General features: G+C 73.4%; 29 protein-coding genes and 1 pseudogene. 17 read left to right on the top strand and 13 right to left on the bottom strand.

Features of this window, described 5'->3' with window-relative positions:
- Positions 1-55: 55 nt before the first annotated feature.
- The 4 genes and pseudogenes from ACIP6W_RS05980 to ACIP6W_RS05965 all read left to right on the top strand — a co-directional run bounded on the left by ACIP6W_RS05980 (position 56) and on the right by ACIP6W_RS05965 (position 5009).
- Positions 56-637, top strand: a complete 582-nt coding sequence (locus tag ACIP6W_RS05980) for a PadR family transcriptional regulator (protein ID WP_400428671.1) — start codon at positions 56-58, stop codon at positions 635-637.
- A pseudogene (locus tag ACIP6W_RS05975) lies at positions 634-1367 on the top strand (ABC transporter ATP-binding protein). Before ACIP6W_RS05980 ends, ACIP6W_RS05975 begins: the two are co-directional and overlap by 4 nt.
- The gene (locus ACIP6W_RS05970; RefSeq protein ID WP_400428669.1) at positions 1364-4144 is read left to right on the top strand and encodes an FtsX-like permease family protein; all 2781 of its coding nucleotides are present in this window, start codon (positions 1364-1366) and stop codon (positions 4142-4144) included. Before ACIP6W_RS05975 ends, ACIP6W_RS05970 begins: the two are co-directional and overlap by 4 nt.
- A gap of 100 nt (positions 4145-4244) precedes the next feature.
- Positions 4245-5009, top strand: a complete 765-nt coding sequence (locus ACIP6W_RS05965; protein ID WP_066657389.1) for an SGNH/GDSL hydrolase family protein — start codon at positions 4245-4247, stop codon at positions 5007-5009.
- Between the two features lie 86 nt (positions 5010-5095).
- Here ACIP6W_RS05965 and ACIP6W_RS05960 read toward each other — a convergent pair whose 3' ends face one another.
- On the bottom strand, positions 5096-5761 hold the full coding sequence (locus ACIP6W_RS05960) for an SDR family oxidoreductase (protein WP_066657394.1): 666 nt from the start codon (positions 5759-5761) through the stop codon (positions 5096-5098).
- Between the two features lie 131 nt (positions 5762-5892).
- On the opposite strand from ACIP6W_RS05960, the gene ACIP6W_RS05955 reads away from it, so the two are divergent.
- The 4 genes from ACIP6W_RS05955 (at position 5893) to ACIP6W_RS05940 (ending at position 9454) form a co-directional block, all read left to right on the top strand.
- Entirely contained in the window at positions 5893-7044 is a 1152-nt protein-coding gene (locus ACIP6W_RS05955; protein WP_066657396.1) for a sorbosone dehydrogenase family protein, read from the top strand.
- 75 nt (positions 7045-7119) lie between these two features.
- Complete coding sequence (locus ACIP6W_RS05950) at positions 7120-8025, top strand: helix-turn-helix transcriptional regulator (protein ID WP_066657399.1); 906 nt, start codon at positions 7120-7122, stop codon at positions 8023-8025.
- Positions 8022-8249, top strand: a complete 228-nt coding sequence (locus ACIP6W_RS05945; RefSeq protein WP_066657403.1) for a hypothetical protein — start codon at positions 8022-8024, stop codon at positions 8247-8249. The genes ACIP6W_RS05950 and ACIP6W_RS05945 overlap by 4 nt, the downstream gene beginning before the upstream one ends.
- A 23-nt stretch (positions 8250-8272) precedes the next feature.
- Positions 8273-9454 carry an MFS transporter gene (locus ACIP6W_RS05940; RefSeq protein WP_400428665.1) on the top strand — a complete coding sequence of 394 codons (1182 nt, stop codon included), beginning with the start codon at positions 8273-8275 and terminating at the stop codon, positions 9452-9454.
- A 9-nt stretch (positions 9455-9463) separates the two neighbouring features.
- Here the strand turns inward: ACIP6W_RS05940 and ACIP6W_RS05935 are convergent, their stop codons facing one another.
- Together ACIP6W_RS05935 and ACIP6W_RS05930 are read right to left on the bottom strand one after the other, a co-directional pair.
- Positions 9464-10435, bottom strand: a complete 972-nt coding sequence (locus tag ACIP6W_RS05935) for an NAD-dependent epimerase/dehydratase family protein (RefSeq protein WP_400428663.1) — start codon at positions 10433-10435, stop codon at positions 9464-9466.
- Positions 10436-10579: 144 nt separating this feature from the next.
- Positions 10580-11065 (bottom strand): DUF4126 family protein, encoded by a 486-nt coding sequence (locus tag ACIP6W_RS05930; RefSeq protein WP_400428661.1) that lies wholly within the window; start codon positions 11063-11065, stop codon positions 10580-10582.
- Positions 11066-11163: 98 nt separating this feature from the next.
- On the opposite strand from ACIP6W_RS05930, the gene ACIP6W_RS05925 reads away from it, so the two are divergent.
- From ACIP6W_RS05925 to ACIP6W_RS05900, 6 genes are all read left to right on the top strand, one after another.
- Positions 11164-11805, top strand: coding sequence for an SDR family oxidoreductase (locus ACIP6W_RS05925; RefSeq protein WP_400428659.1), 642 nt, complete (start codon positions 11164-11166; stop codon positions 11803-11805).
- A gap of 154 nt (positions 11806-11959) precedes the next feature.
- Complete coding sequence (locus ACIP6W_RS05920) at positions 11960-13204, top strand: DUF2254 domain-containing protein (protein WP_209684821.1); 1245 nt, start codon at positions 11960-11962, stop codon at positions 13202-13204.
- 33 nt (positions 13205-13237) lie between these two features.
- On the top strand, positions 13238-15085 hold the full coding sequence (locus ACIP6W_RS05915; RefSeq protein ID WP_251155614.1) for a BCCT family transporter: 1848 nt from the start codon (positions 13238-13240) through the stop codon (positions 15083-15085).
- A gap of 142 nt (positions 15086-15227) precedes the next feature.
- Positions 15228-15605: a hypothetical protein gene (locus ACIP6W_RS05910; RefSeq protein ID WP_251155615.1), complete on the top strand. Its 378-nt coding sequence runs from the start codon at positions 15228-15230 to the stop codon at positions 15603-15605.
- A gap of 98 nt (positions 15606-15703) precedes the next feature.
- The gene (locus tag ACIP6W_RS05905; RefSeq protein WP_400428657.1) at positions 15704-16375 is read left to right on the top strand and encodes a hypothetical protein; all 672 of its coding nucleotides are present in this window, start codon (positions 15704-15706) and stop codon (positions 16373-16375) included.
- Between the two features lie 153 nt (positions 16376-16528).
- A complete protein-coding gene (locus ACIP6W_RS05900) occupies positions 16529-17233 on the top strand; it encodes an alpha/beta fold hydrolase (protein ID WP_251155617.1) in 705 nt (234 codons plus the stop codon).
- A 9-nt stretch (positions 17234-17242) separates the two neighbouring features.
- Here the strand turns inward: ACIP6W_RS05900 and ACIP6W_RS05895 are convergent, their stop codons facing one another.
- Positions 17243-17944 carry an SDR family oxidoreductase gene (locus tag ACIP6W_RS05895; protein ID WP_209684819.1) on the bottom strand — a complete coding sequence of 234 codons (702 nt, stop codon included), beginning with the start codon at positions 17942-17944 and terminating at the stop codon, positions 17243-17245.
- Positions 17945-18013: 69 nt separating this feature from the next.
- Here ACIP6W_RS05895 and ACIP6W_RS05890 point away from each other — a divergent pair, with 69 nt between their 5' ends.
- Positions 18014-18424, top strand: coding sequence for a MerR family transcriptional regulator (locus ACIP6W_RS05890; protein WP_400428654.1), 411 nt, complete (start codon positions 18014-18016; stop codon positions 18422-18424).
- A 41-nt stretch (positions 18425-18465) separates the two neighbouring features.
- Positions 18466-19290: a DNA-formamidopyrimidine glycosylase family protein gene (locus tag ACIP6W_RS05885; protein ID WP_209684818.1), complete on the top strand. Its 825-nt coding sequence runs from the start codon at positions 18466-18468 to the stop codon at positions 19288-19290.
- Here ACIP6W_RS05885 and ACIP6W_RS05880 read toward each other — a convergent pair.
- Complete coding sequence (locus tag ACIP6W_RS05880; protein WP_209684817.1) at positions 19248-19799, bottom strand: AAA family ATPase; 552 nt, start codon at positions 19797-19799, stop codon at positions 19248-19250. The two genes, ACIP6W_RS05885 and ACIP6W_RS05880, sit on opposite strands and share 43 nt — an antisense overlap.
- 176 nt (positions 19800-19975) lie before the next feature.
- Between ACIP6W_RS05880 and ACIP6W_RS05875 the strand changes: the two genes are divergently transcribed.
- Positions 19976-20377, top strand: coding sequence for an arsenate reductase ArsC (locus tag ACIP6W_RS05875; protein WP_209684816.1), 402 nt, complete (start codon positions 19976-19978; stop codon positions 20375-20377).
- A 21-nt stretch (positions 20378-20398) separates the two neighbouring features.
- Here ACIP6W_RS05875 and ACIP6W_RS05870 read toward each other — a convergent pair whose 3' ends face one another.
- The 8 genes from ACIP6W_RS05870 to ACIP6W_RS05835 all read right to left on the bottom strand — a co-directional run bounded on the left by ACIP6W_RS05870 (position 20399) and on the right by ACIP6W_RS05835 (position 25930).
- Positions 20399-20785: a DUF1304 domain-containing protein gene (locus ACIP6W_RS05870; RefSeq protein WP_209684815.1), complete on the bottom strand. Its 387-nt coding sequence runs from the start codon at positions 20783-20785 to the stop codon at positions 20399-20401.
- Between the two features lie 22 nt (positions 20786-20807).
- Positions 20808-21065, bottom strand: a complete 258-nt coding sequence (locus ACIP6W_RS05865; protein ID WP_251155619.1) for a VanZ family protein — start codon at positions 21063-21065, stop codon at positions 20808-20810.
- 27 nt (positions 21066-21092) lie between these two features.
- Complete coding sequence (locus tag ACIP6W_RS05860; protein WP_374109593.1) at positions 21093-21809, bottom strand: CoA pyrophosphatase; 717 nt, start codon at positions 21807-21809, stop codon at positions 21093-21095.
- Positions 21806-22546: a copper resistance protein CopC gene (locus ACIP6W_RS05855; RefSeq protein ID WP_400428650.1), complete on the bottom strand. Its 741-nt coding sequence runs from the start codon at positions 22544-22546 to the stop codon at positions 21806-21808. Before ACIP6W_RS05855 ends, ACIP6W_RS05860 begins: the two co-directional genes overlap by 4 nt.
- Positions 22547-22625: 79 nt before the next feature.
- Positions 22626-23063 carry an ester cyclase gene (locus ACIP6W_RS05850; RefSeq protein ID WP_066657448.1) on the bottom strand — a complete coding sequence of 146 codons (438 nt, stop codon included), beginning with the start codon at positions 23061-23063 and terminating at the stop codon, positions 22626-22628.
- 165 nt (positions 23064-23228) lie between these two features.
- Positions 23229-24014: a DUF4097 family beta strand repeat-containing protein gene (locus tag ACIP6W_RS05845; RefSeq protein ID WP_251155621.1), complete on the bottom strand. Its 786-nt coding sequence runs from the start codon at positions 24012-24014 to the stop codon at positions 23229-23231.
- A 57-nt stretch (positions 24015-24071) separates the two neighbouring features.
- Complete coding sequence (locus ACIP6W_RS05840; RefSeq protein ID WP_209684806.1) at positions 24072-24734, bottom strand: response regulator transcription factor; 663 nt, start codon at positions 24732-24734, stop codon at positions 24072-24074.
- Positions 24722-25930, bottom strand: a complete 1209-nt coding sequence (locus ACIP6W_RS05835) for a sensor histidine kinase (RefSeq protein ID WP_251155622.1) — start codon at positions 25928-25930, stop codon at positions 24722-24724. The genes ACIP6W_RS05840 and ACIP6W_RS05835 overlap by 13 nt, the downstream gene beginning before the upstream one ends.
- Positions 25931-25962: the final 32 nt, after the last annotated feature.

Raw genomic sequence — 25962 nt, 5'->3', positions numbered from 1 at the left:
ACCCGGTATGTGCATACTCGGTATGTCCGAGAGGGACCGAGGCGGGGGAGTCACGATGAGCGTCAAGATGGGCGTACTCGCGCTGCTGGTGGGAGGACCCGGGTACGGGTACCAGCTCCGGGGGGAGTTCGAGCACCGCACCGGGGGGAGCTGGCCGCTCAACATCGGCCAGGTCTACACGACGCTCGACCGTCTCGAACGGGACGGACTCGTGGCCCGCGGCGACGCCGACGACGACGGACACGTCGTCTACACGGCGACCGACGCGGGCCGCGAGGAGGTCGCACGCTGGTTCAGCGAGCCGGTGCCCGCGAAGCGCGGTCGCGACGAGCTCGCGATCAAGTTCGCGCTCGCCGTCACGGTCCCCGGCATCGACGTCCCTCGACTGGTGCAGGTGCAGCGCGCCTCGGCGATGCGTGCACTGCAGGACCTGACGCGGCTGAAGCGCTCCGCCGACCCGTCGGAGGACCTGGCGTGGTCCCTCGTCCTCGAGTCGATGGTCTTCCAGGCCGAGGCCGAGGTCCGGTGGCTCGACCACGTGGAGAGCTCCGTCGCGCGGTACATGCCGCCGGCGGCACATGTACCGAAGGCACCGGTCGATTCCCTCGCCGACACGGCACACGAGGGCGTCCGATGAGCGCCGCCGACTCCGAGGCGCTCCTCGCCCTCGATGCCGTCAGCGTCCAGTACGGCTCCGGTGAGCGGTCCGTAACCGCACTGGCGGGTGTCGACCTGACGATCCGACGAGGAGAGATGGTCGCGGTGATGGGGACCTCCGGGTCCGGCAAGTCGACCCTCCTCGCGTGTGCGGAACGCTGCTGCCGCCCACCAGCGGCGAGGTGCGCATCGGCGGCGAGTGGGTCTCCGACCGCCCGGCGCGGGAGCTCGCGGCGCTGCGTCGACGTCTCGTGGGGTTCGTGTTCCAGGACTTCAACCTCATCCCGTCCCTCACGGCGGTCGAGAACGTCGCCCTCCCGCTGGAGCTCGACGGGTGGAAGGCGAGCAAGGCCCGCCGCGCGGCCGAACTCGCGCTCGAGAACGTCGAACTCGGTGACCGGGCTGACGCCTTCCCCGACGACCTGTCCGGCGGGCAGCAGCAACGCGTCGCCATCGCCCGTGGCGTCGTCGGTGACCGGCGACTGGTGCTGGCGGACGAGCCGACCGGTGCGCTCGACTCGCAGACCGGCGAGGTGGTGCTCCGGATGCTCCGTCGGCACGTCGACAACGGAGCGGGCGCCCTGCTCGTGACGCACGACGCACGGCACGCCGCCTGGGCGGACCGGGTCGTCTTCCTGCGCGACGGACGGGTCGTCGACGAGACGGTCTACGCCGGCGTCGAGTCGCTCGTCGGCCGAGCGGCCTCGTGAGGCTCTGGCCGGCGCTCCGACTCGGTCGCCGCCTGGCCTTCGCGAAGATCGGCCGCGCGGTGCTGATCGTGTCGCTCATCGGCATCCCCACCGCGGGGTTCGCGGCGGCGGCCGTGGTCATCCAGTCCACACTGCCCACCGTGCAGGAGCAACTCCGGTACGACCTCGGCCACGCAGCCGCCCAGATGCGCCTGTCCGGCCCGGACCTGCCCGGGATGCGGCAGGATCCCCTGCAGTGGCAGCTGACCGACTCCGCGCCGGACAGCCCGGTGACGAGGGCGGACGAGAACTCCCCCTGGGCCGACCTGCTCGACCACGTGCCGGCGGGAGCCGAGGCGATCCCGGTCCGGACCACGCAGGTCGTCGTCGCCGGCCCGGGGGTGCCCGTCGCCGTCTCCGCGGACGAGGGAGCGACGTGGTCGCCCGACCTCGACGGACACTGGCACGTGCTGTCCGGCCGTGCACCGACCTCCCCCGACCAGGCGATGGTGACCCCCGCGACGCTCGAGCGCCTCCACCTGTCCGTCGGCGACACACTGACGGTGACCGATCCGGTCCGCGAGCGGTTCACCGTCACGGGCACCATGCGCGACGCCGCCTCAGGCCCGGGTGCCCAGGGGGTGTTCCTGCCGCCCGGGTCCCTGCCGGCCGAGCTCCCGTACTCCGTGCAGCGGGGTGGGTCGGACACGACCGTGTTCCTGCCCGAGGTCGCCCCGACGTGGTCGGAGATCCGCGCGCTCAACGCGCACGGGATCGTCGTCGAGTCCCGTCCGGTCGTGCTCGACCCGCCGGCGGACCGACTCGAGGGCGTCCCGACCGAGACGACCGTGAACGCGTACCTCGGTGCCCTGGCGCTGGTCGGGGTGTTCGCCGCCTTCGAGGTCGCACTGCTCGCCGGTGCCGCGTTCCTGGTCGGCACCCGGGCGGACACCCGCACGTACGCGATCGTCACGAGCCTCGGCGGTGAGCGCGGCTTCGTGCGGGCGGTCGTCGCCGGCTCCGGGCTGGTGCTCGGTCTCGTCGGCGCCGTGCTCGGGACGGCCCTGGGCACCGGGATCGGTGTGCTGGCGTTCCACCTGCTCGACGACGGCAACGTCGGGACCTGGCCGGGGCTGCACGTGCCGGCACTCGCCCTCATCACGATCGCGGCGGTCGCCGTCGTCGCCGGGCTCGTGGCGGCCCTGGTCGCGGCACGTGCAGCGACCAGGATCGACGTCCTCGCGGCCCTCCGCGGGTCCCTGCGCCCCGCTGCACCCCGTCCCCGAGCGGAACGGCGGCGGCGGACCTGGGTCCCCGTGCTGGTCGTCAGCGGGACGGCGATGACACTGGCGTGCGGCGTCGGCGTGCTCCTGCTCAACGACCGACCCGTGCAGCAGGACCGGTGGGCCGTGCTCGCCGGCGTCGGGGTCGCGCTCGGGCCGTGCCTGGTGCAGCTCGGTGTGGCCCTCGCGTCGCCGTGGGTCCTGGCCGGCGTCGCACGGCTCTCGGCGCGCCTCGGTCTGTCCGCCCGGATCGCCGCGCGGGACGCTCGACGCAACCCGGTCCGCACGGTCCCGGTGCTCGCGAGCGTGATGAGCGTCGTGTTCGTCGCCTCGGTCGTGATCACGTGGAGCGCCTCGGAGCACGCCCGCTTCGTCCGGGGGTACGAGTACACGACCGCCGTCGGGGTCGCGACCGCGAACGTCTCGCTGACCGACCGCGACGGGTACAGCGACGGGTACGACGCCGCGGTCACCGACCGGGCCGCGCGCGTGCTCTCCGGAGCGTTGGACGGCGTCCGGCTGCACGTGCTCGCCGTGAACCGCGAGGACGCCGGCAAGGAGCCGACCACGATCACCACGCCGCACGACTTCGTGCAGCGGGACTGCCAGACGTACGACACGACCGGTTGCGCGGGCTTCCTGCAGAGCGTCGGGAGCGGCGAGCCGCACATCGCGGCGGGGACGGTCGACGACTACGCCCTGCTCACCGGGCACCGTCCGTCCGCCGAGGTCCGACGGGCGCTCGAGGACGGCGAGGCCGTGTCGCTCTGGCCCGAGTACGTCCGCGACGGAGCGGTCCGCATCGACACCTTCCGGAACCGCACGATCGACGACACCGCGCAGCTCGAGGACACCCGCCCCGATGCCTCGACGACGATCCCGGCCGTCGTCGACGTGCAGACGCCACGGATCAAGGTCGGGGTCTTCATGACCCGGGACACGGCAGCGGCCCACGGGGTCCCGCTGGTCGACGGCCTGCTCGCCATGCACCTGCCGCAGGACCTGACCCCGTCGCAGTACGACGCGCTGTCGTCCGCGTGGCAGAGCGGTGGCGGCGCTGACCGGGAACGGTGGGGTGGTCCGGGCTTCGCCTACGAGCGCGGTCCGGTCGACGACCAGGCCGCCGTGCAGGCCCTCGTCCTCGCACTGGCCGCCGCCGTCACGATCGGCGCCACCGCCGTCGCGGTCGGGCTCGCCCGCTCCGACGGACGCCGGGACGACGAGGTGCTCGACGCGATCGGGGCGGAACCGGTGCTGCGGCGCCGGGTGTCGGCGTGGCAGGCGGCGATCCTCACCACTGTCGGCGCGGTCGTCGGCACGCTGCTGGGGTTGCTGCCGATCCGGGCGCTCACCCTGCGGTTCGACGGCGGCCCGACGGGGACCACGCACCTGCCGTTCGTGGCGGACTGGCCGGTGCTGGCGCTGCTCGCCCTCGGCCTCCCGCTCGTCGTGACGGCGGGCACCTGGGCGACCGCCGGACGCAGCTCCCGCCCGGTGGTGCGCCGTGCCCCGTGAGCCCGAACCTGGGAACGGCCGCGAGGACCCTCAGCGACGCTGCGCGTTCCCCAGGTCTGGGGCCTGGTCCCGGCGGGCGATCCGGAGGATACCTGTACCCGTGACCCGCACCACCCGTCTCGCCGTCGTCGCGAGCATCGTCTCCGCAGCCTGCCTCGTCGGGGCCGGCGTCTTCGTCGTCGCCGCACCCCACACGGCGAGCGCCGAGGACCGCCCCGTCGCCGCAGCAGCCGACACCCGCGTCGAACGCGGCACCACGGACCTCGCTCGTCCGAGCACGCCGGACCAGGTGGTCTCCGGAGCGCTCAGCACCCCGGCGCTGCCGGACGCCGTGCCGTTCGCGTACGCCGGCGACTCGATCACCGCCCGACCCGACTCGTGGCTGCACCAGCTGGAGTCCGACGACCGGCTGCGCGCCGTCGGCGGCTACGCGCACAGCGGGTACCGTGCCGACCAGGTCCTCGCGGAGATCGGTCCGGTCCCGCAGGCGCGCGTGCTCGTGGTCGAGGTCGGCACGAACGACGTCAACCAGGCCGTCCCGCTCGACCGGACGATCGCCGGTGTGGACGCGATCGTCCGCAAGGTCGGTGCGGCGCGGGTCCTCGTCGTCGCCGGTCCGCCGTCCGACTGGACGTGGAGCCGGTGGGGTGCCGACCGTCGCTCGGGTCAGATCGTCCTGACCGATGCGCTGCACGCTGATGCCGACGCCCACGGGTGGGCGTTCGTCGACCCGTTCCGCTCGCTCCGGGCGGCCGACGGGGCCTACGTGGCGGGGACGACGCCGGACGGCATCCACCCGACGGCCGAGGCGAACCGTTCGGTCGCCGCGGCGATGGCCGACGCGATCGAGCGCACCGCGCGCTGACGCTGCCGGCTCGGGCGTAACGAAGCACCGTGCGACGGACGGGAGGCCCGTGGCGATCCCGCCACGAGCCCGGCGTCCGTCGTCGCTCACTCCGGCAGCGGCTCGGCGTGGGTCCGGAAGTCCCCGCGCTCGGTGTGGATGCTCCAGAGCCGCTCGGCGACCGCAGCCGACGAGTGGTCGTCCTGTCCGTCGTCGATGCCGAACGGGATGATCAGCTGACCGACGTGCACGTGCTCGTCGGCCACCGCGTCGTGGAGGAGCTGCGCGTAGGCGCTCTCGCCCGCGAACGCGACCGACGTGCCCGTCACCCGGGCGCCGGGTCGGACCGCGCTGCCGCCGTTGACGAAGAGGATCGTGCCCGTCCCGATCGCCCGCATGCCCGGGAGCACCTGGCGCACGGCGTTCACCGAGCCGTAGACCGAGAACTCGATCGGGCCGACCAGGTCCTCGGCGGTGGTCTCGAGCACCGGGCGCATGTACTCCTTCGCGGGCAGCGGGCTGTACTGCAGCACCTCGATCGGGCCGAGCTGTTCGGTGGCGGCCTCGAGCGCGGCGCGGAGCGAGTCCCCGTCGCGGACGTTCGCGGCGAAGCCCTGCGCGCGGTACCCCGACGACCGGAGCTCGGCGGCGAGCGCGTCGAGCCGGTCCTGGTTGCGGGAGATCAGGGCGACGTCGAAGCCCTCGCGGCCGAAGCGGTCCGCGACGGCGAGCCCGAGGCCCTTGCCGGCGCCGACGATGGCGATGGTGGTCATGCGGTGGTCCTTCCGTGGGTGTGGCGCCGACGGTAGGCCGCCCCGCGCAGCGGTGAGGGGTTCCGCCGGGAACCCCCAGCCGTTTCCCGACGGGGCCGTGTGGACTCGGGGCACGACCCGGGAGGATCACCGTGGACACCACCCGCACACGCCGCAGCCGCCGCACCTGGTCCGCCCTCGGGTTGGCCGCCGTGGCAGCCCTCGGCCTGGCCGCCTGTTCGGACGACCGCGCGACGACCGGTCCGGGCGACCCCGCCGGGCAGGGCAGCACCGCGAGCCCGCCCGCCGACCTCGCTGCCGGCCAGCTGGCGCCGGACGGCCGGACCACGGACGTCGTCTCGGGCCTCGAGGCGCCGTGGTCGGTGGTCCCCGTCGGCGACGACGGCGACGCGTTCGTCAGCGAGCGGGACTCGGCGCGCGTGCTCGAACTCCGGGCGGACGGGTCGACGCGGGAGGTCGGGACCGTCGACGGGGTCCGGCACGGCGGCGAGGGCGGACTCCTCGGCCTCGCCCTGCACGACGGAGACCTGTTCGTCTACTCGACCGCCGACGACGGCAACCGGATCCAGCGGTACGACCTGACCGGGGACACCGGCTCGTACCGGCTCGGTGCGGCGACGACGGTGATCGACGGGCTGCCCGCGAACACCTTCCACGACGGCGGGCGCATCGCGTTCGGCCCCGACGACATGCTCTACGCGAGCGTCGGCGACGCGGGGCAGCGGTCCGAGGCGCAGGACCGCGGCTCCCTGGCGGGCAAGATCCTGCGGCTGACCCCGGACGGCCAGGTACCCGACGACAACCCGTTCGACGGTTCGCCCGTGTGGTCGCTCGGGCACCGGAACGTGCAGGGCATGGGTTGGGCCGAGGACGGCACGATGTTCGCCGCGGAGTTCGGGGAGGACCGCTGGGACGAGCTCAACGTCATCGAGCCAGGGGGGAACCACGGGTGGCCCGAGGTCGAGGGCACCGGCGGCGAGGACCGCGGGTTCGTCGACCCGGTGCAGCAGTGGTCGACGGACGAGGCCTCGCCGAGCGGGCTGACCGTGATCGGCGAGACCGTGTTCGTCGCGAACCTCAAGGGGGAGTCCGTCCGCGCCGTCCCGGTCTCCGACCCGTCGAGCTCGACGGTGTACTTCCAGGGCGAGCACGGGCGCATCCGCACGGTGCTGCCCGGCCCCGACGACACCCTCTGGTTCGTGACGAACAACACCGACGGCCGCGGCGACCCACGCGACGGCGACGACCGGATCCTGTCCGTGCCGCTCACCAACGTGCGCTGACGGGAGACACCGTGCGCTGACGGGGGTTCCGGCAGCACCTCGTTGCGGATCCCGCACGGCCGTACCGTGGGGCGCATGGATCACCGTGACGAAGCCCGCGACTTCCTGTCCAGCCGTCGCGCACGCATCAGCCCGGAGCAGGTCGGCCTCCTGACTTCCGGCACCCGTCGGCGCGTCCCCGGACTGCGGCGCGAGGAGGTCTCCCGCCTGGCCGGCGTGAGCATCGACTACTACACGCGGCTGGAGCGCGGGAACCTGCAGGGCGTCTCCGACAGCGTGCTGGACGCCGTCGCCACGGCGCTGCAGCTCGACGCCGCCGAGCACGAGCACCTGCGCGACCTCGCCCGGCACCAGAACACCAGCCCCCGCCGGGCGGCCCGGTCCGTCCCGGTCGCCGCCGTGCGCCCGGAGCTGCAGTACCTGCTCGACGTCGTGACCGAGGCGCCCGCCATGATCGTGAACAACCGGCAGGACATCGTCGCCGCGAACACGCTGGGGTGGGCGTTGCACGCCGAGATCGTCACGGGCGACCGACCGATGAACTTCGCGCGGTACATCTTCCTCGACTCCAGGGCGCGCGACTTCTACCGTGACTGGGACCGCGCGGCGCACACGAACGTCGCGATCCTCCGGCGCGAGGCCGGTCGGGCCCCCGGAGACCGGGAGCTCGCGGCGCTCATCGGTGAGCTGGCGATGCGCAGCGAGGACTTCCGGGAACTCTGGGCGTCCCACGACGTGCGGCGGCACTACGCCGGCGTGAAGTCCTTCGACCACGGCGTGGTCGGACCGATCGAGCTGCACTTCCAGTCGTTGGAACTCACCGAGGACCCCGGCCTGTCGCTGACGATCTACCCAACGACCCCGGGCAGCGCGACCGCCGACGCGCTGCGGGTACTCGCGTCGTGGGCCGCAACGGAGCGGATCGCCGAGCGTGCCACAGGTCCGACGACGGCCGACGCGACGGGACAGGAGCTCGCGTGACCGACACCTCCGCCGTCGCCACACCACTGTCCGGGCGACCGGGGCCGTGGGCACGCCTGCGCTTCCGGTGGCAGGCCGAGCAGGAGGTCCACGAGCTCACCCGCGACCGGGAACACGAGCGACGGGTCCTCGCCGAGGCGGCCGTCCGCCTGCAGCCCGGCCCGTGGGCCGTCGGCCTGCTCCTCCGCCGTGATGCGGACACCGACCAGGGCACGTCCCGGTGAGCAGAGAGCAGGCTCCGGCGACCATGACCCGCGGCCGCACGCTGCTCTTCGCCGTCGCGGGCGGTGCGGCGGTGGGCAACCTGTACTGGGCGCAACCGCTGCTCGACGACATCGCCGCCGACCTCGGCACCTCGCCCGCGTCCGCGGGGTTCCTCGTCACGCTGACGCAGGTCGGCTACGCCCTCGGGATCCTGCTGCTCGTGCCGCTCGGCGACGTGGTCGACCGTCGTCGGCTGGTGCCGGGCGTGCTCGCAGCCTCCGCCGTGGCCCTGCTCGCGGCCGCACTCGCCCCGGGGTTCAGCGCCCTGCTCGTCGCACTCGCGCTGGTCGGCGCCACGACGGTCGCCGGACAGCTCCTCATCCCGCTCGCGGGCGACCTGGCCGACCCGGCGTCACGTGGTCGGGTGGTCGGGACGATCGCGTCCGGCGTGCTCACCGGCATCCTGCTGTCCCGGACCGTCAGCGGCGTGATCGCAGAGGTCGCCGGGTGGCGGAGCGTGTACGTCCTGGCCGCGGTGGTCGCGGTCGTGCTGGCGTTCCTGCTCGCGCGGGCGGTCCCGCGCCTGCCACGGCGCGAGCGGGTGCGGTACCCGCAGCTCATCGCGTCGGTGGTCGGAGTCGTCCGGGCACACCTGGCGGTCCGCGTGACGCTGGTCGTCAGCGCGTCGGTGTTCGCCGTGTTCACGATGTTCTGGACGGCGCTGACGTTCCTGCTCAGCAGCGCACCCTTCGGGTACTCGACCACCGCGATCGGCGCCGTCGGTCTGGTCGGGCTCGCCGGGGCGGTGGCGGCGCAGCGCGTCGGGCGGCTGCACGACCGCGGCTGGTCGGTCCCGGTCACCGGTGCCGCGCTCGTGCTGGTGCTCGTCTCGCTGGTGGTCGCGGGGCTGGGGGCGCGGTCGATCGTGGTCGTGCTCGTCGCGGTGCTGCTGCTCGACGTCGGGGTGCAGGCCACGAACGTGCTGAACCAGACACGGCTGTTCCCGATCGACCCCGCGGCTCGCAGCCGGTTGAACACGGCGTTCGTCACCGGGAACTTCGCCGGCGGCGCGGTCGGGTCGGCGATCGCCGGCGTGCTCTGGAACGCCGGCGGGTGGACCGCCGTGACGGTCGGCGCTGCCGTGCTGGTCGGCTTCGCGACGACGGTCTGGGCGGTGCACCGACGCGGGGCACTCGCGCTCCCGGGGCGCACCGCGTCGAGCTGACGGTCGGGATCAGGGCCGGAACGACTCCGGCACGTCGAGGTCGCCGTGCTCCGCCTGCCACCGCAGCGCATCGCGCACCGTCGCCGACGCCGTGTACGCCGGTGCGTACCCGAGGACCCGCCGCGGCTTCTCGGTGCTGAACACCTGGCTGCGGGACAGGTGCTCCCAGCTCGCGTCGGCGTGCTCCGGAGCCGTGGTCTGCCGGAACCGGTCCCAGTCGACGGACTCGAGCCGTGCCTCCCGGCCGGCCCACGACGCGACCAGGTGGGCGTACCCGCGCACCGTGAGCGCCGTCGGGGCGGTCGCGAAGAAGTCCTGCCCGGCGGCGGCGTCCCGCTGCTCGACCGCGAGCTGGAACAGCTGCGCGACGTCGTCGGCGTGCACGTGGGCCATCGACTCCGCGCCGAGGCCCGGGACCTCGACGACCTCGCCCGCGGCGAGCCGTTCGACCACCGTGGGGTCGAGGTTGCCGAGCGGACCGATCGGCATCCAGCCCGGACCGCTGATGTGCCCGGGGTGGATCGACGTCGTGACGACCCCGCCGTCGGCGGTCTCCTGCAGGAGCATCCGGGCGATGGCGTCCTTCTGCGTGCCGTACTCGCCGAAGGGCGGCGTGGCGGTCTCCTCGGTGATCGGCAGGACGTGCGAGACGCCGGCGCGCCAGATCGACCCGCAGTGGACCAGGTGGGTCCGGCTGCCGCGGAGCGCCCGGACGAGCTGCTCGGCCGACCCGAGCGTGAAGCAGACGAGGTCGACCACGGCGTCGGCGCCGAGAGCGGCGATCCGGTCGCCGAACGTGCCGTCCCGGTCCTCCTGCTCGCGGTCGGCGGTGATCCGCTCGACCTGCTCCCACTCGGGAGCCTCCGCGTACGGGCTGCTGGTGCCGCGCGTCACGACCCTGACGTGGTGCCCGGCGCGCACGAGGCGGGGGACCAGGAAGGTGCCGATGTGGCCGGTGGCTCCGATGACGACGATGTCCATGCGGGCCACGCTAGGCGCGCGTCCCCGTGTGCGGCAGGCCCTGCCGGTGCTCCCCGGCGGGCGGGACGGCGACGGACCGGACGCCGGACGGACGGGAGGCACGTGGCGGGTCCGCCAGGTGCCTCCCGTCCGGTGTCGGTCCGGTCAGGACCAGCTGACCACCTTGACGGAGCCGGCGATGACCGCCGCGTCCTCGGCGAGCGCGCCGACCGGGTCGGGCAGGCCGGAGCTGCTGAGGAGCTTGCGGGCGGCCCACCCGGCGAAGCTGCCGACGATCGCGCCGACGCCACCGAGGATCGCGCCCTCGAGTCGGAGGTCGCGCCGACCGGTCGTCCCGAGCGCCGCACCCGCGAACGCACCGGCACCGATGCGGCCGACCAGGCCGAGCGGCGAGATGCGGGCGGGGGCCTTCGGGGACTTGTCGCCGACGAGCTCGCCGATGGCGGACGCGACGAGCAGGCCGCGGCCGAGCGGCGAGCTGAAGGCCTTCCACTGCTGCCAGTCGCCCTTGACGGCCTTGTTGTCGTGGTTCAGCGCGAGGACGGCCAGCGGGGTGCTGCTCCGTCCACCGCTGAGGAACCCGAGTGCCAGGGTGCGGACCAGGGTGTGCTGCTCGTCGTGCTTGCTCATCGGTTCTCCCGTCGTGTCGCACCGGACGGTACTCGCCGGGCGCTGGGGGACGGACCCGCTCCCGCCGCTTCCGAGCCGCACCGCGTACCGTCCGGGCCATGAGCAACGTCATCCTGTTCGGCGGCCACGGCAAGGTCGCACTCCTCGCCACCCGGATCCTCACCGAGCGCGGACACCGCGTGACCTCCGTGATCCGCGACCCCGACCAGCAGGACGAGGTGCGCGCCCACGGCGGCGAGCCCCGGGTCGCCGACGTGCAGGAGCAGTCGCTCACCGACTTCGCCGACCTGGTCCGCGGGCACGACGCCGTCGTCTGGTCGGCCGGTGCCGGCGGCGGTTCCGCGGACCGCACCTGGGCGATCGACCGCGACGCCGCCGTCCTGTCAATGCAGGGCGCCGCGCAGGCCGGGGTCGACCGCTACGTGATGGTCTCGTGGTCCGGGTCGAAGCTCGACCACGGGATCCCCCAGGACCAGGACTTCTTCGCGTACGCGCAGTCCAAGATGATCGCCGACGCCGTGCTCCGGGACTCCGGGCTGCAGTGGACGGTCGTCGCGCCGAGCACCCTGACCGACGACGAGCCGACCGGCTCGGTCGACTGGGACGGCTCGGCGTCGCAGGTCCCGCGCGGTGACGTGGCCCACGTGGTCGCGGACGTGCTCGAGGACCCGTCGACGGCCGGTCGGACCATCCGCTTCAACGGCGGCGACACGGCGATCGCCGACTTCCTCCGGGGCTGACCGCGTGGCGGACGCCCCCCGGTCGCTCACGCTGGAGATCGGGGACCACGAGCTGGTGATCCGGCTCGTGCGGCGCGTCCACCTCCGACGGATCGGGGGCCCCGTCACCGAAACGTCGCGAGACTTCTGACCACCGGGACGAACGGACCAGTCCATGCACGCTCTCCTCGTCCGCATCCGGGAGTCCTTCTGGTTCCTGCCGGCCGTGCTCGGTGTGGTGGCGATCGTCGCCGCGCAGCTGCTCGTCACCCTCGACCGCGAGGTCCTCGACGGGCGGGTCCCCGCGGTGCCGTTCCTCGACGCGCTGAGCGCCGGGGGCGGTCGGTCGATCCTGACGACGATCGGCACGGCGATGCTCACGGTCGCCGGGACGTCGTTCTCGATCACGATCTCGGTCCTCGCCACCACGTCCTCGACGTACGGCCCGCGGCTCGTGCGGAACTTCACGGCCGACCGGGCGAACCAGCTCGTGCTCGCGGCGTTCACGTCGACGTTCCTCTACGCGATGGTCGTGCTGCGGACGGTGCACACCGACGTCGACGACGGCGACCCGTTCGTCCCCGTCGTCGCGATCCACGTCGCGGTCCTGCTCGCCGTGCTCGACGTGGGCGTGCTCGTCTTCTTCATCCACCACATCGCGTCGAGCACGCAGATCACGTCGCTGCAGCGGCAGGTGCAGACCGACCTGCGTGCAGCGGTCGACGAGGCCTACCGGGACGGCGACGACGATCGACGGACGATCGCCCCCGTCGTCGTGCCCGAGGACGGGTGGTCCGCGGTCCGGGCTGCGGCCGACGGCTACGTGCAGTCGGTGGAGTGGCGCGCCCTGACGGCCTGGGCGGGCCGCAACGACCGTCTGGTCGACGTCGTCGCGACCCCGGGCCGGTACGTGATCCAGGGCGACGTCGTCGTCCGGGTCCGCGCGGACGGGGGCAGCAGGCCGACGGTCGACGCCGCCACCGCTCGGACGCTGCGCGCCGCGGTGGTCCTCGGCACCGCCAGGACGCCCGTGCAGGACGTCGAGTTCGCCCTGCAGCAGCTGGTCGAGATCGCCGTCCGCGGGCTCGCTTCCGGCTCGAACGACCCGTACACCGCGGTCAGCGCCCTGGACATGGCGACGCCGGTCCTGGTGCCGCTCTGGCGGGACCGGGCGGCCGTCACGGCGCTGCTCGGCCCGGAGGGAGCGCCGCGCGTCCTGCAGCACTGGCCGGCACCGGAGGACCTCGTGGCGGGCCTCTTCGCGACCGTCGGCCACTACGGCGCCGGGCAGCCGCTCGTCGAGCGTGCCGCCGACCGGCTGGCCGGTCGGCTCGAGCAGCAGGCGTCCCAGCGGCGGCGCGGACTCGTCGCGACGATGCGTGCGCGGACCGTCGACCCCGGCCAGGACAGCCCCGCCTGAACGGTTCCACAGCACATCAGGCACCATGGACGGATGGCCACCACCAGACCACCCGCAACCGCATCCGATCAACTCCGGCCCGGTGAGCCGGTCCGCACCACCCCCCAGCTCGCTCGTTGGGTCTTCTGGCCGGCCGCCGTGATCGTGCTCGGCTTCGTCGCCTGGACCCTCATCGCGCCGTCGTCCGCCGAGGCCGTGTTCACCGCACTGCAGAGCGGGATCGTCCGCAACTTCAGCTGGTACTACGTGCTCATCGCGGCGTTCTTCGTCGGGTTCTCCCTGTTCGTCGGCTTCTCGAGGTACGGCGACATCAAGCTCGGCAAGGACCAGGACGAACCCGAGTTCTCCACCGGCTCGTGGTTCGCCCTGCTCTTCGCTGCGGGCATGGGCATCGGCCTCGTCTTCTACGGTGTCTCCGAGCCGCTCAGTCACTTCGCCTCGCCCCGGCCCGGTGTCACGGGCACCGAGAACCAGCTCGCCCAGCAGGCGATGACCCAGACCTTCCTGCACTGGGGCCTGCACGCCTGGGCCATCTACGTCGTCCTCGGCCTCGCCCTGGCGTACGCGATCCACCGCAGGGGCCGCCCGGTCTCGATCCGCTGGGCACTCGAACCGCTGCTCGGCAACCGCGTCCGCGGCGGGTGGGGCAACCTCATCGACGTGATCGCCCTGATCGGCACGCTGTTCGGTGTCGCGACCTCGCTCGGCCTCGGTGTCATCCAGATCGGTGCCGGCCTCGAGAGCGCGGGCCTCGCCGAGAGCAGCACCGTCAGCCAGATCGCGATCATCGCGGTCATCACCGCCGTGACGATCGTCTCCCTGGTCACCGGTGTGACCAAGGGCATGAAGATCCTCTCGAACTTCAACCTCATCCTCGCGGCGGCACTGCTGCTCTTCATCCTGATCGTCGGCCCCACGCAGTTCCTGCTCCGCGACTTCGTCCAGTCGATCGGCGCCTACCTGCAGAACGTGGTCGGCCTGTCCTTCAACGTCACCGCGCAGCAGGGCGCCGCGGGCGAGGAGTGGCAGGGCGCCTGGACCACGTTCTACTGGGGCTGGTGGATGTCGTGGGCCCCCTTCGTGGGCATCTTCATCGCCCGGATCTCGCGCGGTCGCACCGTCCGTGAGTTCGTCTTCGGCGTGCTGCTCGTGCCGACCGCCCTCACCTTCCTCTGGTTCGCCGTCCTCGGCGGTGCCGCGATCCACCAGGAGACCGACGGTGCCGGCGGCCTCGTCGGCGCGGACGGCTCCGTCGACGTCGAGGGATCGCTCTTCACGCTGCTCGCCGACCTGCCCGCGGGCGTCGTGCTGACGTTCGGCGCGATCCTGCTCATCGGTGTGTTCTTCGTGACGTCCTCGGACTCGGGGTCGCTCGTCATGGCGATGATCGCCTCGGGCGGTGACATCGAGCCGAAGAACTGGCTCCGCGTCTTCTTCGCGGTCGTCGCCGCCCTGCTCGCCGTCGCGCTGCTGCTGACCGGCGGGCTGAACGCGTTGAAGACCGCGGCGATCACCACGGCACTCCCGTTCAGCGTCGTGCTGCTCATGGTCTGCTGGTCCACCGTGATCGCCTTCAACCGGGAACGCCGGGCGTACGACAAGGCGGAGCGCGAGGTCCTGCTCGAGCACGTCGGCGCGTACTACGGTCTCGAGGTCGACGCACCGGAGCAGCGGCAGTCCGGTCGCCCCTGGGACCTGGTGCGCCGGATCCGCGGCGGCCGTGGGCGTTCCGCGTCGGCCGTCGGCGAGGTCAGCACCTCGCCGGACGCCTTCCCGGTGCACACGCAGACCGTCTCGCCGGACCCCGGCATCGACGCGACCCTCGACCCGGCGCCGGCGGACACGTCCGCCGACCGCCCGGAGGAGCGCCCCGGCTCCTGACGCGACCCGGTGACGGACGGGAGGCGCGGTGCCGGCTGGCACCGCGCCTCCCGTCCGTCCGTGCGCCGTACGCCGCACGGCCCGGGCAGCTCGTCGCACTGTCTGCTGGTGGCACGGGGGACCGGGGTGTAAAACTGGGGGCATGACAGTTGCAGCAGGGATGCACCACGCGCGGTCGACGCGGCTCGACCTGCGGGAACTCGTGCAGGAACTGAACGCGGCTCTCGGCCCGACACTCGTAGCTGCCGCCACCGGGAGCAAGGACCGCAAGCTCCCGCTGAAGTGGGCCAAGTCCGACGGTCCTCGCCCGGGGAACGACTTCGAGCGGCGACTCCGGCTGCTCTCTCGCACGTGGAACGCGATCGCGGAGCACGAGGGTGCGCACGTCGCCCGCGCTTGGTTCATCGGCGCCAATCCGTTCCTCGAGGAGCGCACTCCACTGACCGCCGTCCGTGAGGACGACGCTGCGCAGCTCGGGCGAGCAGTGCAGTCGTTCATGGAGGGCACCGCGGACACGTGACGAGCCGAGGGCCACGCACCTGCACGACGACGGGGCTCCGACTCCTTCCTGCTCGGAGCGACACCGGGTACCGCATCGCGAAGAGCAACTACCCGCCGGTGTCCGCACCGACTCGAGGTCGGCACGGCGACCACGCTGCAACGGAACGCTCGAGCTGGGGTCGCTACGACGCCGCCGGTACGGAGACCTACTACACGGCCGAACTCCGCACCGGTGCATTCGCCGAGGTGCTCGCGGCGTTCAAGATCCCCCTCGGGACGGGCAGCGCGCTCGAGGTGGATGCTGCTGCTGTCGGGCTGACCCTCGAGGAGTTCCTCGCCGATGTCGCCGCCGACTGGGACGAACGGTCGTTCATGCAGACCGGAACCCTCCCACGATCGTGGCGCGATGACCGGACGGTCCTCTCGCTGGAGCACCCGAGCACCGGTTGGTTCGTCGACGTCGAGCACCCCGACACCCTGAGCGCCGTCGAACCCAGTCTCCGGTCGCACCTGCTCGTCGGCGGTTGGGCGTCGTTCACCACAGCCACCCTCCGATCGGACGACCGATCGGTGACCACCGCCGTCGCCGACCTCGTGCACGACGCCGTGCTCGACGATCAGACCCGTCCGCTCGGCATCCACTTCGGGAGCAAGCACGGCGAATCCTGGTGCCGGGCGACCTGGCTCGACAGGACTCGGGAACTGTCCGTGGTGTCCAGCCAGGCCATCGGACTCGGCGACCCCGACTTCCGTACGGCGACGCACCGATTCGGCCTTCGAGCCTTCTGACGTCAGGAGTTCCCCGGAGACCGTCCCGGTCCGGCGGCGACCAGGTGACGGACGGGAGGCGCGGTGCCGGCTGGCACCGCGCCTCCCGTCCGTCTGCGGTCGCCCTCGGCGAACACGGCGGACATGTCCGCGGGCGCTGCCTAGGTTCAGGGCATGACCGGTGCACCCGTCCTCGTCTTCGTCCACGGCGCCCTCGTGAGCGACGGCGCCTGGTGGTGGCGCCCCACCGCTGACCTGCTCCGCGAACGGACCGGCGTCCCCAGCACGGCCGTCGCCCTGCCGTCGTGCGGGGAGACGGACGCCGCCGGGGGTGACCTGCAGGCCGACGCCGCCGCACTCCGTGCCGTGCTCGACCAGCACGACGACGTCGTGCTGGTCGGGCACTCGTACGGCGGCACGGTGATCGCCGAGGCCGGCTCCCACCCCTCGATCCGCCACCTGGTGCTCGTGTCGAGCTACACACCGCCGGTCGGAGCGTCGCAGGGATCGATCATGTCCGAGGAGCCGGACCCGGTGACGGTGCGGGTCGAGGACGGCCGGGTCGCACTCGACGGGTACGACCCGGCGTCCTTCGGCGCCCGCTTCCTGCAGGACGCCGACGAGGCGACCCAGCGCGCGGCCTTCGACCGGACGACGAGCCAGGCCGCCGAGGCGTTCGGCTCCCCGACCACACGGCGCGGGTGGGCCGACGTCGACTCCACTGCGCTGGTCTGCCTCGACGACCGCAGCACCACGGCGGCCCTGCAGCGCGATCACGCATCCAGGGCGACGCGTGCCGTCGAGCTGCCGACAGGCCACCACCCGTTCGTCACTCGTCCGGACCTGGTGGTCGACGTGCTGGAACCGCTCCTGACCTGAGCGGTCCTGTCAGCCCAGCTGCGCCGCGAGCACGTCCGGCGTCTGCTGGAGCGACGCCTTGACCATCGCGCTCCACTCGTCGACGACGACCTCCGCGAGCCCCTGCTCGACCCCGTCGAGCGACGCGCGTGCGACGTCGGCCGGGTCGGTCATGTGGCCGTCGTACCCGGCCATCATGTCGGTGTCGGCCGCGCCGAGGTGCAGCCCCTGGACCGTGATCCCGGCGTCGCGCAGCTCGAGCCGGACCGCGTTCGTCATGTTCCACTCCGCGGCCTTCGCCACCCCGTAGGCACCTGACCCCGGGTACGCGAACCAGGAGAGCGCGGAGAGCACGTTGACCACCGCGCCACCACCGTTGCGCTCGATGACCGGTGCGAAGGCCCGCAGCATCGACAGGGTGCCCCAGAGGTGGGTGTCGAGCAGCCGGTGCGCGTCGGCGAGGTCGTCGCGCAGGAGCGAGCCGGTCCCGGCGATCCCGGCGTTGTTGACGAGCAGCGTGACGTCCTGCGCGGCGGCAGCCGCAGCGGCGACCGACGTCTCGTCGGTGATGTCGAGCGGCAGCACCTCGACGCCGTCGATGTCGACGAGCTCGGGGCGGCGAGCGGTCGCGTAGACCTTCGACGCGCCGCGCTCGAGCAGCTGGGTGACGAAGCGGCGGCCGATGCCCCGGTTCGACCCGGTGACGAGTGCGACGGATCCGGCGATGTCCATGGTGTCCTCCTGCCTGGCGGGTCCTTCCCGCTGCGGCTCGGCTACGGTAGGACCTCACATCGGTGTCAGGTGCAAGTGTGGATCGGAGACGACGTGCGGATCGGTGACCTCGCTGCGGCGACGGGTGCGAGCGTGCGCTCGCTGCGGTACTACGAGGAGCAGGGGTTGCTCAGCGCGGAGCGGACCGCGGGTGGCCAGCGGTCCTACGCGGCGGCGTCCGTCGAACGGGTGCAGCTCGTGCAGCAGCTCTTCGCCGCCGGACCCCCGAGCCGGACCATCGTGCAGCTGCTGCCGTGCGTCGACGCGGGGGTGGCGACGCCGGAGTCCTTCGCGCTGCTGGTCGCCGAGCGCGACCGGATCACCGCACAGCTCGCGGAGCTCGAGGCCGCCCGCGACCGGCTCGACGAGGTCATCGCGATCACCGAGCACCCGACGCCCGAGCACTGCCCGGCGCTCCGGGAGCACGCCGCCGCGGCCTGAGGGACGCCGACGCTGTCGGTGGCCCCGCCTAGCGTGAGGGCATGCCCGAGGGTGACTCCGTCCACCGCTTGGCAGCTCGACTCCGTGCCGTCGACGGGGCCCTGGTCGCCCGCGGCGAGCTCCGCGGCGGCGCCGACGCCGGCACCCCGCTCGGCGGCCGGCGCATCGTCGCCCACGCCACGCACGGCAAGCACCTGCTCACCCGGTTCGACGACGGCACGACGCTCCACACCCACATGCGGATGACCGGTTCGTGGACCACGACGGGTGCGGGGAAGCGGCTGCCGGTCCGCGCCGCGCAGGACGCCCGGGTGCGCATGGCCCTCGACGACGGACGGACGGTGTGGGGGATCGCGCTGCCCGTGGTCGAGCTGCTCCCCACCCGCGACGAGCACCTGGCGGTCGGGTACCTCGGCCCGGACCTGCTCCACGACGACTTCGACCGCGACGAGGCCGTCCGACGCTGCACGGCCGACCCGGACCTGCCCGTGCGCACGGTCCTGCTCGACCAGCGGCGCGTGGCCGGGCTCGGCAACCTCTGGGCGAACGAGCTCGGCTTCGTCCGCGGGCTGCACCCGGACCGGCCGATCGGCACGGTCGACGTCGGGACCCTGCTCGACACCGCGCAGCGGATGCTCCGCCACTCGGCGACGACACCGGACGCCCACCAGGTGACGACGGGGGTGCTCCGTCGTGGGGAGCGCCACTGGGTCGTCGGGCGGGCCGGTCGGCCGTGCCTGCGCTGCGGCACGCGGGTGCGCGCCCGCGACGACGTCGAGGTGGTCGGCTCCGCGCCCCGACGCGTCTGGTGGTGTCCCCGCTGTCAGCCCGCGGCGATCGGGCTCGCCGGGACCGCCGCGGGCTGACCGTCAGCGATGCCCCGGGCGACCTGCTCGGGCGTGCGTCCGACGGTCGACACGACCTCGGCGGCGTCGTGCAGCCAGCCGTCCGCCGCCTCGGCGTACGGGGCGAGGCGGCTCATCCGGAAGGTCGAGTAGCCGACGACGGCGTCGTCCTCGATCCGTCGGCGCAGGGTGTCCTGGTCGGCGTGCAGGACGACGTGCCGCACCGGGATCCCGTGCTGCGCGAACCCGTCGGCGATCTCCCGCCAGTAGGCCTCGACCAGCACGGTCTGCGGCATGACGAGGGTGCCGCCGACCTGGTCGAGCACCCGCCGCGCGGTCTCGACGACGAGGGGGCGCCACGGGGCCCAGTGCTGGAAGTCCCCGTGGTCGGGCAGCGCCGGTCGGACGTCCATCAGGACCTCGCCGATCTTCTCCGGGTCGAGCACGTGGGCGTCGGGCAGCATCGGCTGCAGCAGGCGGGCCGTCGTCGTCTTGCCGGCCCCGTGGGTGCCGTTGATCCACACGATCACCCCGCGGACGCTACCGCACCGACCCGCTCGGGTGGGTCACGATCTGGACGCGCCACGGGACGGACGGGAGGCACGGTGCCGGCCCGCCACGGGCCTCCCGTCCGCCGCCGGGCCCGTCCGTTCACCTCGGTGCGGCAGGATGACCCCACCCCGTCCCGACGACCCCCGGAGTCACCGTGCCCGACCAGAAGCCCGCCGTCCTGTTCGTCTGCGTCCACAACGCCGGCCGCTCGCAGATGGCAGCCGGGTGGCTCCGGCACCTCGGCGGCGACCGTGTCGACGTCTTCTCCGCCGGGTCGGAGCCCGCCGACCGCATCAACGCCGTCGCGGTGCAGGCGATGGCCGAGGAGGGCATCGACATCGCGGGGGAGCAGCCCGCCGTCCTGACCACCGACGCGGTGCGCCAGGCGGACGTCGTCGTGACGATGGGCTGTGGGGACGCGTGCCCGGTCTTCCCGGGCAAGCGCTACGAGGACTGGGCGCTCACCGACCCGGCCGGCCTGCCGATCGACCAGGTGCGCCCGGTGCGCGACGACGTCCGCCGCCGGGTCGAGGCCCTGCTCGCCGAGCTGCTCTGAACCAGCGCCGCGACCGCTCGGTCAGACCAGCGCGGCGATCCCGAGCAGGAGCAGCGCGAGGAGCGGCAGCGCGCCCTGCGTGGTGGCGGCACGGCGCTTCGTCGCGTCGCTCGTGAACAGCACCAGCGCGGCGGCCAGCATGCTCCCGGTGCCGGCGACGACGAGCGTCAGGCCGACGGCGGTGCCGCCCGACGCGACGACGACGATGCCGACCAGGACGAGCACGGCGAGGAACAGGTTGTAGAAGCCCTGGTTGAACGCGAGCGAGCGTGTGGCGGCGGCCTCCTGCTCGGAGGTGCCGAAGGTGTTCCGCGCACGCGGGGTGGTCCAGAGGACGGACTCGAGCACGAAGATCCAGACGTGCAGGAGCGCGGCGAGGGCGGCGAGCACCAGGGCGACGACGGTCATGCCCAGACCCTACGACGTCCGGTCAGCGACGTCGCGTGGCCCGGCGTCGCACGAGCCCGAGCGCCGCTGCCGCGAGCAGGCCGCCGATCACCGCGCCGATGCCGTTCGTGACCAGGTCGCTCGTGTCGCAGGCCCGGCCGATGCCGAGCACGAACGCCTGCACCGCCTCGATGCCGGCGGACAGGCCGATGCCGGCAGCCGCCGTCAGCAGTGGCCGGCTGGTGCGCAGCCCGGCCAGGAACACCACCGGGACGAGGACGCCGGAGGCGAGCCACGGCACCTCGACGAGCAGGGTGGAGAGCAGGGGTCAGGTCCTTCGGTGCGCAGGGAGCGGGAGCTCGTGCGCCGCGTCCCAGGGCTCCGTCCAGCCGAGCCGGTCGAAGAGCGCGTCGAGCAGCATCGCCGTGAACCCCCAGAGCGTGTGCACGCCGTGGTCCGACCGTACCGTGAAGGCCGGCCCCCGCCACTCCCGGCCGCCGCGGCGGAGGACGGTCACCCCGCGGTTCGCCGGGTCGAGCAGGTCGGCCACGGGCGTCCGGAAGACGGCGGCGGACTCCCGTTCGTCGACGACCCGCACGGGCGTCGGTTCGCGCCACCACCCGAGCACGGGCCGCACCAGGTGGTTCGAGTGCGCGAGCGGTACGGCGGGCAGTGCGCCGAGGACCTCGACACCGGACGGGTCGAGCCCGGTCTCCTCGCGGGCCTCCCGCAGAGCCGCAGCGGGCGCGTCGACGTCGTCCGGGTCGATGCGCCCGCCGGGGAACGCGATCTCGCCCGGGTGCGAGCGGAGGGTCGAGGCGCGGGCGAGCAGCAGGACGTCGAGGTCACGGTGCACGGCGTCGGCGACGGCGGGGCGCGTGCTCGGGGTGCGGTCGAGCACTCCGAAGAGCATGAGCACGGCCGCCGCCCGGGGGTCCGGCGTGCTCGGCATCGCGGGCACGAGCGGGACGGCGTCGGGACCGGCGACGGCGGCGAGCGCCGCGCGGGCAGCGTCGGCCGGCGGGACCTGCGCCGCCCGGGTCACCGCCGTGTGCCGTCCTCGTCCGTGCCGTGCCCGACCGTGCCGTGCTCGCCCGAGTCGTGCCCGGCGGTGTCGTCCTCGACGTCCGGTCCCGCGGCGGGGACACCGTTCCGACGGGCCAGCAGGGCGCGGACGCCGACGACGCCGGCGAACACGACGACGACCAGCGCGACGATCAGCAGCAGGATCGTGTGGTGTCGGTGGTCGACCGGGGCGGCGGCCGCCTGGGTCGCCGACACCTCGTCGGAGGTGCCGGACGCGGCGTCCGCCGTCGCCGTCGCGGTCGGCGCTGCGGAGGACGCAGCAGCGGTCGGGGTCGGCGTCTCCGCGATGCCCGAGGTCGTCGAGGAGTCGAGCGCTGCCGGGCCGCTCGACGCGAACCGGTACTCGCCGGAGATCGGGTGCCCGTCGACGGAGACGCTCCGCCACCGCACCGAGTACGACCCCGCTTCGGAGATGTCGAGGTCCTTGCCGATGGTGTTGCCCTCGACCGTGACCTCGCCGGACGTGTGCTCGGCGTCCTGGGCGTCGGTGACGCTGATCACGATGCCGGTCTGCAGGCCGTTGAGCGGCGGCTCGGAGAGGGTCAGGGTGATGCGGTCCAGGTCACCCGCGACCGTCGCGTCGGCCACCGGGTCGGACGCGACCAGCACGTCGTGGGCCGATGCCGGCCCGGCGACGAACAGGACGGGCGCGAGCGCTGCGACGAGGACGGTGGCGAGGAGGGGTCGGAGACGCACGGGTGCCTTTCGACGAGGGCGGACCCGGCTGGTACCGGACGCCCCGAGCGTACCCGGGGCGTCCGGCAGAGCGGCCCGGTCAGCCCTTGCTGACGAACTGCACGTCGGACGAGCCGAGCTGCAGCTGCTCCTCGATGCCCTGCTGGTCCGTCGAGCCCCAGCGCTCCGCGATCCTGCCGTCGACGAACTTCGACACCTGGATGCCACGGACGGTGAACGAGCGTCCGGTCGGCTCGTGCCCCTGGAACGGACCCGTGTGCGTGCCGTGGATCGTGAACACCGCGGTGACGAAGTCGTCGGTGACGATCAGCGGGTCGGCCTCGAGCGTGACGTCGGGGAACGCCGTCGTGAACTCCGTCCAGAAGTCGACGATGCCGGCGAGTCCGGGCGCCTGCCCGGGTGCGGGGTCGTGGTCGACGACGTCCTCGTGCCAGGCCTCGTGCATGCGACCCCAGTCGCGGGCCTCGAGGATCCCGCCGAGCTTCTCCTGCGTGGCGGCGTTCGCGTCCTTGGTCATGTGGGTTCCTCCCGTGGTCGGACGGTGAGGGTCATGGCTACGCCGGAGACCCCGGAACGACCCGAGTGTCCGAGGGACACGCTGTCCGATCGGCGAACGACGGTGGCGACGGACGGGAGGAACGTGGCGACCCCGCCACGCTCCTCCCGTCCGTCCGCCGACCGGTCAGCGGTCGGTCCCGCGCTGGATCTCGACGTCGCCCGCCACCGCCGTGAACCGGTACTGCTGCGCGGCACCGGGATCGGTACCGAGCTCGTTGTCGACGTCGCCGACGGTGGCCTCGGCGGTGATCCGGTAGTCGCCGTCCGGCAGGCTGACCACCTGGTCGCCCGACGTCGTCTCGACCGTGATGCTCCGCGGCGCCGCAGCGAGGGTGAGCTGCACGTCGCCCGAGGTCGCCTCGACGGCGAGGGCGTCCGCCCGCCCGTCGAGCGTGACGTCACCGGCGGTGCTCGTCAGTGCGACGTCACCCCAGCTGCCAGCGAGCAGCACGTCGCCGGCGGTGGCGTCGACCTCGACCGGGACGTCCGCGGCGTCCTCAGGCACCCGCACGGTCAGGTGGGCGCCCTGTCGGACCCCGACGGAGAGGTCGACGATGCTCCACGCCGGACCGGACACCGTGAGGTCGAGCACCCCGTCGCGGACCGCGTGCCGTTCACGGAGTCGGGTGTCACCGGCGACGAAGACGACCTCCGTGCGGTCCACGTCGACCCGCTCGACGCGGACGTCGGTGGCTCCGGTCTCGATCCGGATGCGGTCGAAGGACTCGTCGACGGCACTCGTCCGTGAGTGGTCCTGCCGGTCGCTGGCGGCGACGGACTGCACCACGACGACGGCGAGCAGTGCGACGAGCAGCACGGAGCCGACCACGAGCAGGACGGTCCGCAGGGTGCGGGGACGTCGGGGAGCCGGCGGGGGCGTGGAGCTGGTGGGCGGGGCGATGGTCGTCACGGGGATCTCGTTCCTTCGGGTGCTGGTGCGGGGTGGGCGGGCGGGGCGGGTGCGCGGTCAGCGTCCCCGGCCGGCGGCCTCGGACAGGTAGCGGAGCACGGCGAGCACGCGGCGGTTGCCGGTGCCCTCGGCCGGGACGCCGAGCTTCGTGAACACGGCGGAGACGTGCTTCTCGACCGAGCTCTCGGTGATGTGCATCGCAGCGGCGACCGCGCTGTTCGACCGACCCTCGGCCATGAGCTGCAAGACCTGGAGCTCCCGCGGGGACAGGGTGTCGATGCCGTCCGTGCGGCGCGAGCGGGCGAGGATCTGCGCGACCACCTCGGGGTCGAACACGGTGCCACCCGAACCGACCCGCGCGACGTCACCGAGGAACTCGTCGACCTCGACCACGCGGTCCTTGAGCAGGTACCCGAGTCCTGCGGTGTCGCTCGTGATGAGGTCGGCCGCGTAGCGCTCCTCGACGTACTGGGAGAGCACGAGCACCGCGACCCCGGGGTGCTGCGCGCGGATGAGGACCGCGGCGCGCACCCCCTCGTCGGTGGAGGTCGGGGGCATCCGCACGTCGACGATCGCCAGGTCGGGGCGGTCGGCGGCGACGGCGTCGAGGAGGGCGGGAGCGGTGTCGACGGCCGCCGTCACCTCGTGCCCGGCGTCGGTCAGCAGGCGGACGAGTCCGGCCCGCAGGAGGACGGCGTCCTCGGCGATCACGATGCGCACGGGAGCTCCACGGTCACTCGGGTCGGGCCGCCGACGGGGCTCTCGGTCAGCAGGGTGCCGCCGGCGGCGCGGACGCGGTCGCGCATCCCGCTCAGTCCGCCGCCGGGGTGACCGTCGGTGCCGGCGCCACCGACCCCGTCGTCCCACACGACGGTCCGGACACCGCCGGGCACCTGGTCGACGGTGACGGCGCACCGCGTGGCACCGGAGTGCTTCGCGACGTTCGTCAACGCCTCGGCGACGGCGAAGTAGAGGACCGCCTCGACCTCGGGCCGCGGTCGACCGGTGAGCACCACGTCGACGGTCGTCGGGACGGCGTTGCGTGCGGCCACGGCGGACAGCGCGGCGTCGAGCCCCCGGTCGGTGAGGATCGCCGGGTGGATGCCTCGGGCGAGCTGTCGGAGCTCGGTGATCGAGTCCTTCGCGTCGCGGTGCGCCTGGTCGAGGAGCTCCCGGGTGGCCGCGGGGTCGCTGTCGAAGCGCGACCGGGCCATGCCGAGGGTCATCGCGAGCGCCACGAGCCGGGGCTGGACGCCGTCGTGCAGGTCGCGCTCGATGCGGAGTCGTTCGGTGGTCGCGGCGTCGACCGCACCCTGCCGGGCGTCGGCGAGGGCGTGGATGCGGTCCTGCAGCGCCGCGGTCCGGCTGGAGCCGAGGAGCAGCGGTGCGAGCGCCCGGTCGAGACTGCCGGCGCCCCACACGTAGAGCACGGTCACCACGAGGAGCACCACGCTCGCCGTGACACCACCGGCCGTGCCACCGGGGAGCAGTCCCGGCAGGGGACCGGATCGAGCCGTCGTCACGATGAACGGAGCGAGCGTCACGAGCGAGAGGAACCCCCACCCGAGGACGGTGGACACCAGGTGGTGCGCCAGCGCCCGCCAGGTCACCGGGTCGGCGAGGTCGACGAACGCCTGCACCACGGGACGCCAGAGCCCGGTCGTGCGGGTCGTCCGGCGGATCGGCCGTGGGATCTCGACGTCGCGGAGGGCCGCGGCGCGGCGGCGCTCGAGCTCGGCGGCCCACCGGGCCGTCAGGGTCGTGGCCACCAGCAGGAGCACCCCGACCCCGGCGGCGGGGATGCTGCCGATCGAGGTGGCGAGGAACGTGACGAGGAGGACGGTCCAGACGAGGCCGAGGAACGCGTCGAGGAGGAGGTCCACGGCGGAGCTCCAGAGGGCGATCGCTTTCTGCACGGCTTCACAGTAGGGGCGGACGCGAGCACCGC

The sequence above is a fragment of the Curtobacterium sp. NPDC088465 genome, assembly GCF_044753165.1.
Taxonomy (GTDB): domain Bacteria; phylum Actinomycetota; class Actinomycetes; order Actinomycetales; family Microbacteriaceae; genus Curtobacterium.
This window is presented reverse-complemented; position numbering and strand designations above follow the sequence as displayed.

Excerpts from the sequence above, each read along its gene's own strand:
- ACIP6W_RS05980 (WP_400428671.1), top strand. The coding sequence starts at position 56 with ATGAGCGTCAAGATGGGCGTACTCGCGCTGCTGGTGGGAGGACCCGGG.
- ACIP6W_RS05960 (WP_066657394.1), bottom strand. The coding sequence starts at position 5,761 with ATGACCACCATCGCCATCGTCGGCGCCGGCAAGGGCCTCGGGCTCGCC.
- ACIP6W_RS05950 (WP_066657399.1), top strand. The coding sequence starts at position 7,120 with ATGGATCACCGTGACGAAGCCCGCGACTTCCTGTCCAGCCGTCGCGCA.
- ACIP6W_RS05940 (WP_400428665.1), top strand. The coding sequence starts at position 8,273 with ATGACCCGCGGCCGCACGCTGCTCTTCGCCGTCGCGGGCGGTGCGGCG.
- ACIP6W_RS05935 (WP_400428663.1), bottom strand. The coding sequence starts at position 10,435 with ATGGACATCGTCGTCATCGGAGCCACCGGCCACATCGGCACCTTCCTG.
- ACIP6W_RS05930 (WP_400428661.1), bottom strand. The coding sequence starts at position 11,065 with ATGAGCAAGCACGACGAGCAGCACACCCTGGTCCGCACCCTGGCACTC.
- ACIP6W_RS05925 (WP_400428659.1), top strand. The coding sequence starts at position 11,164 with ATGAGCAACGTCATCCTGTTCGGCGGCCACGGCAAGGTCGCACTCCTC.
- ACIP6W_RS05920 (WP_209684821.1), top strand. The coding sequence starts at position 11,960 with ATGCACGCTCTCCTCGTCCGCATCCGGGAGTCCTTCTGGTTCCTGCCG.
- ACIP6W_RS05915 (WP_251155614.1), top strand. The coding sequence starts at position 13,238 with ATGGCCACCACCAGACCACCCGCAACCGCATCCGATCAACTCCGGCCC.
- ACIP6W_RS05910 (WP_251155615.1), top strand. The coding sequence starts at position 15,228 with ATGACAGTTGCAGCAGGGATGCACCACGCGCGGTCGACGCGGCTCGAC.
- ACIP6W_RS05900 (WP_251155617.1), top strand. The coding sequence starts at position 16,529 with ATGACCGGTGCACCCGTCCTCGTCTTCGTCCACGGCGCCCTCGTGAGC.
- ACIP6W_RS05895 (WP_209684819.1), bottom strand. The coding sequence starts at position 17,944 with ATGGACATCGCCGGATCCGTCGCACTCGTCACCGGGTCGAACCGGGGC.
- ACIP6W_RS05885 (WP_209684818.1), top strand. The coding sequence starts at position 18,466 with ATGCCCGAGGGTGACTCCGTCCACCGCTTGGCAGCTCGACTCCGTGCC.
- ACIP6W_RS05870 (WP_209684815.1), bottom strand. The coding sequence starts at position 20,785 with ATGACCGTCGTCGCCCTGGTGCTCGCCGCCCTCGCCGCGCTCCTGCAC.
- ACIP6W_RS05850 (WP_066657448.1), bottom strand. The coding sequence starts at position 23,063 with ATGACCAAGGACGCGAACGCCGCCACGCAGGAGAAGCTCGGCGGGATC.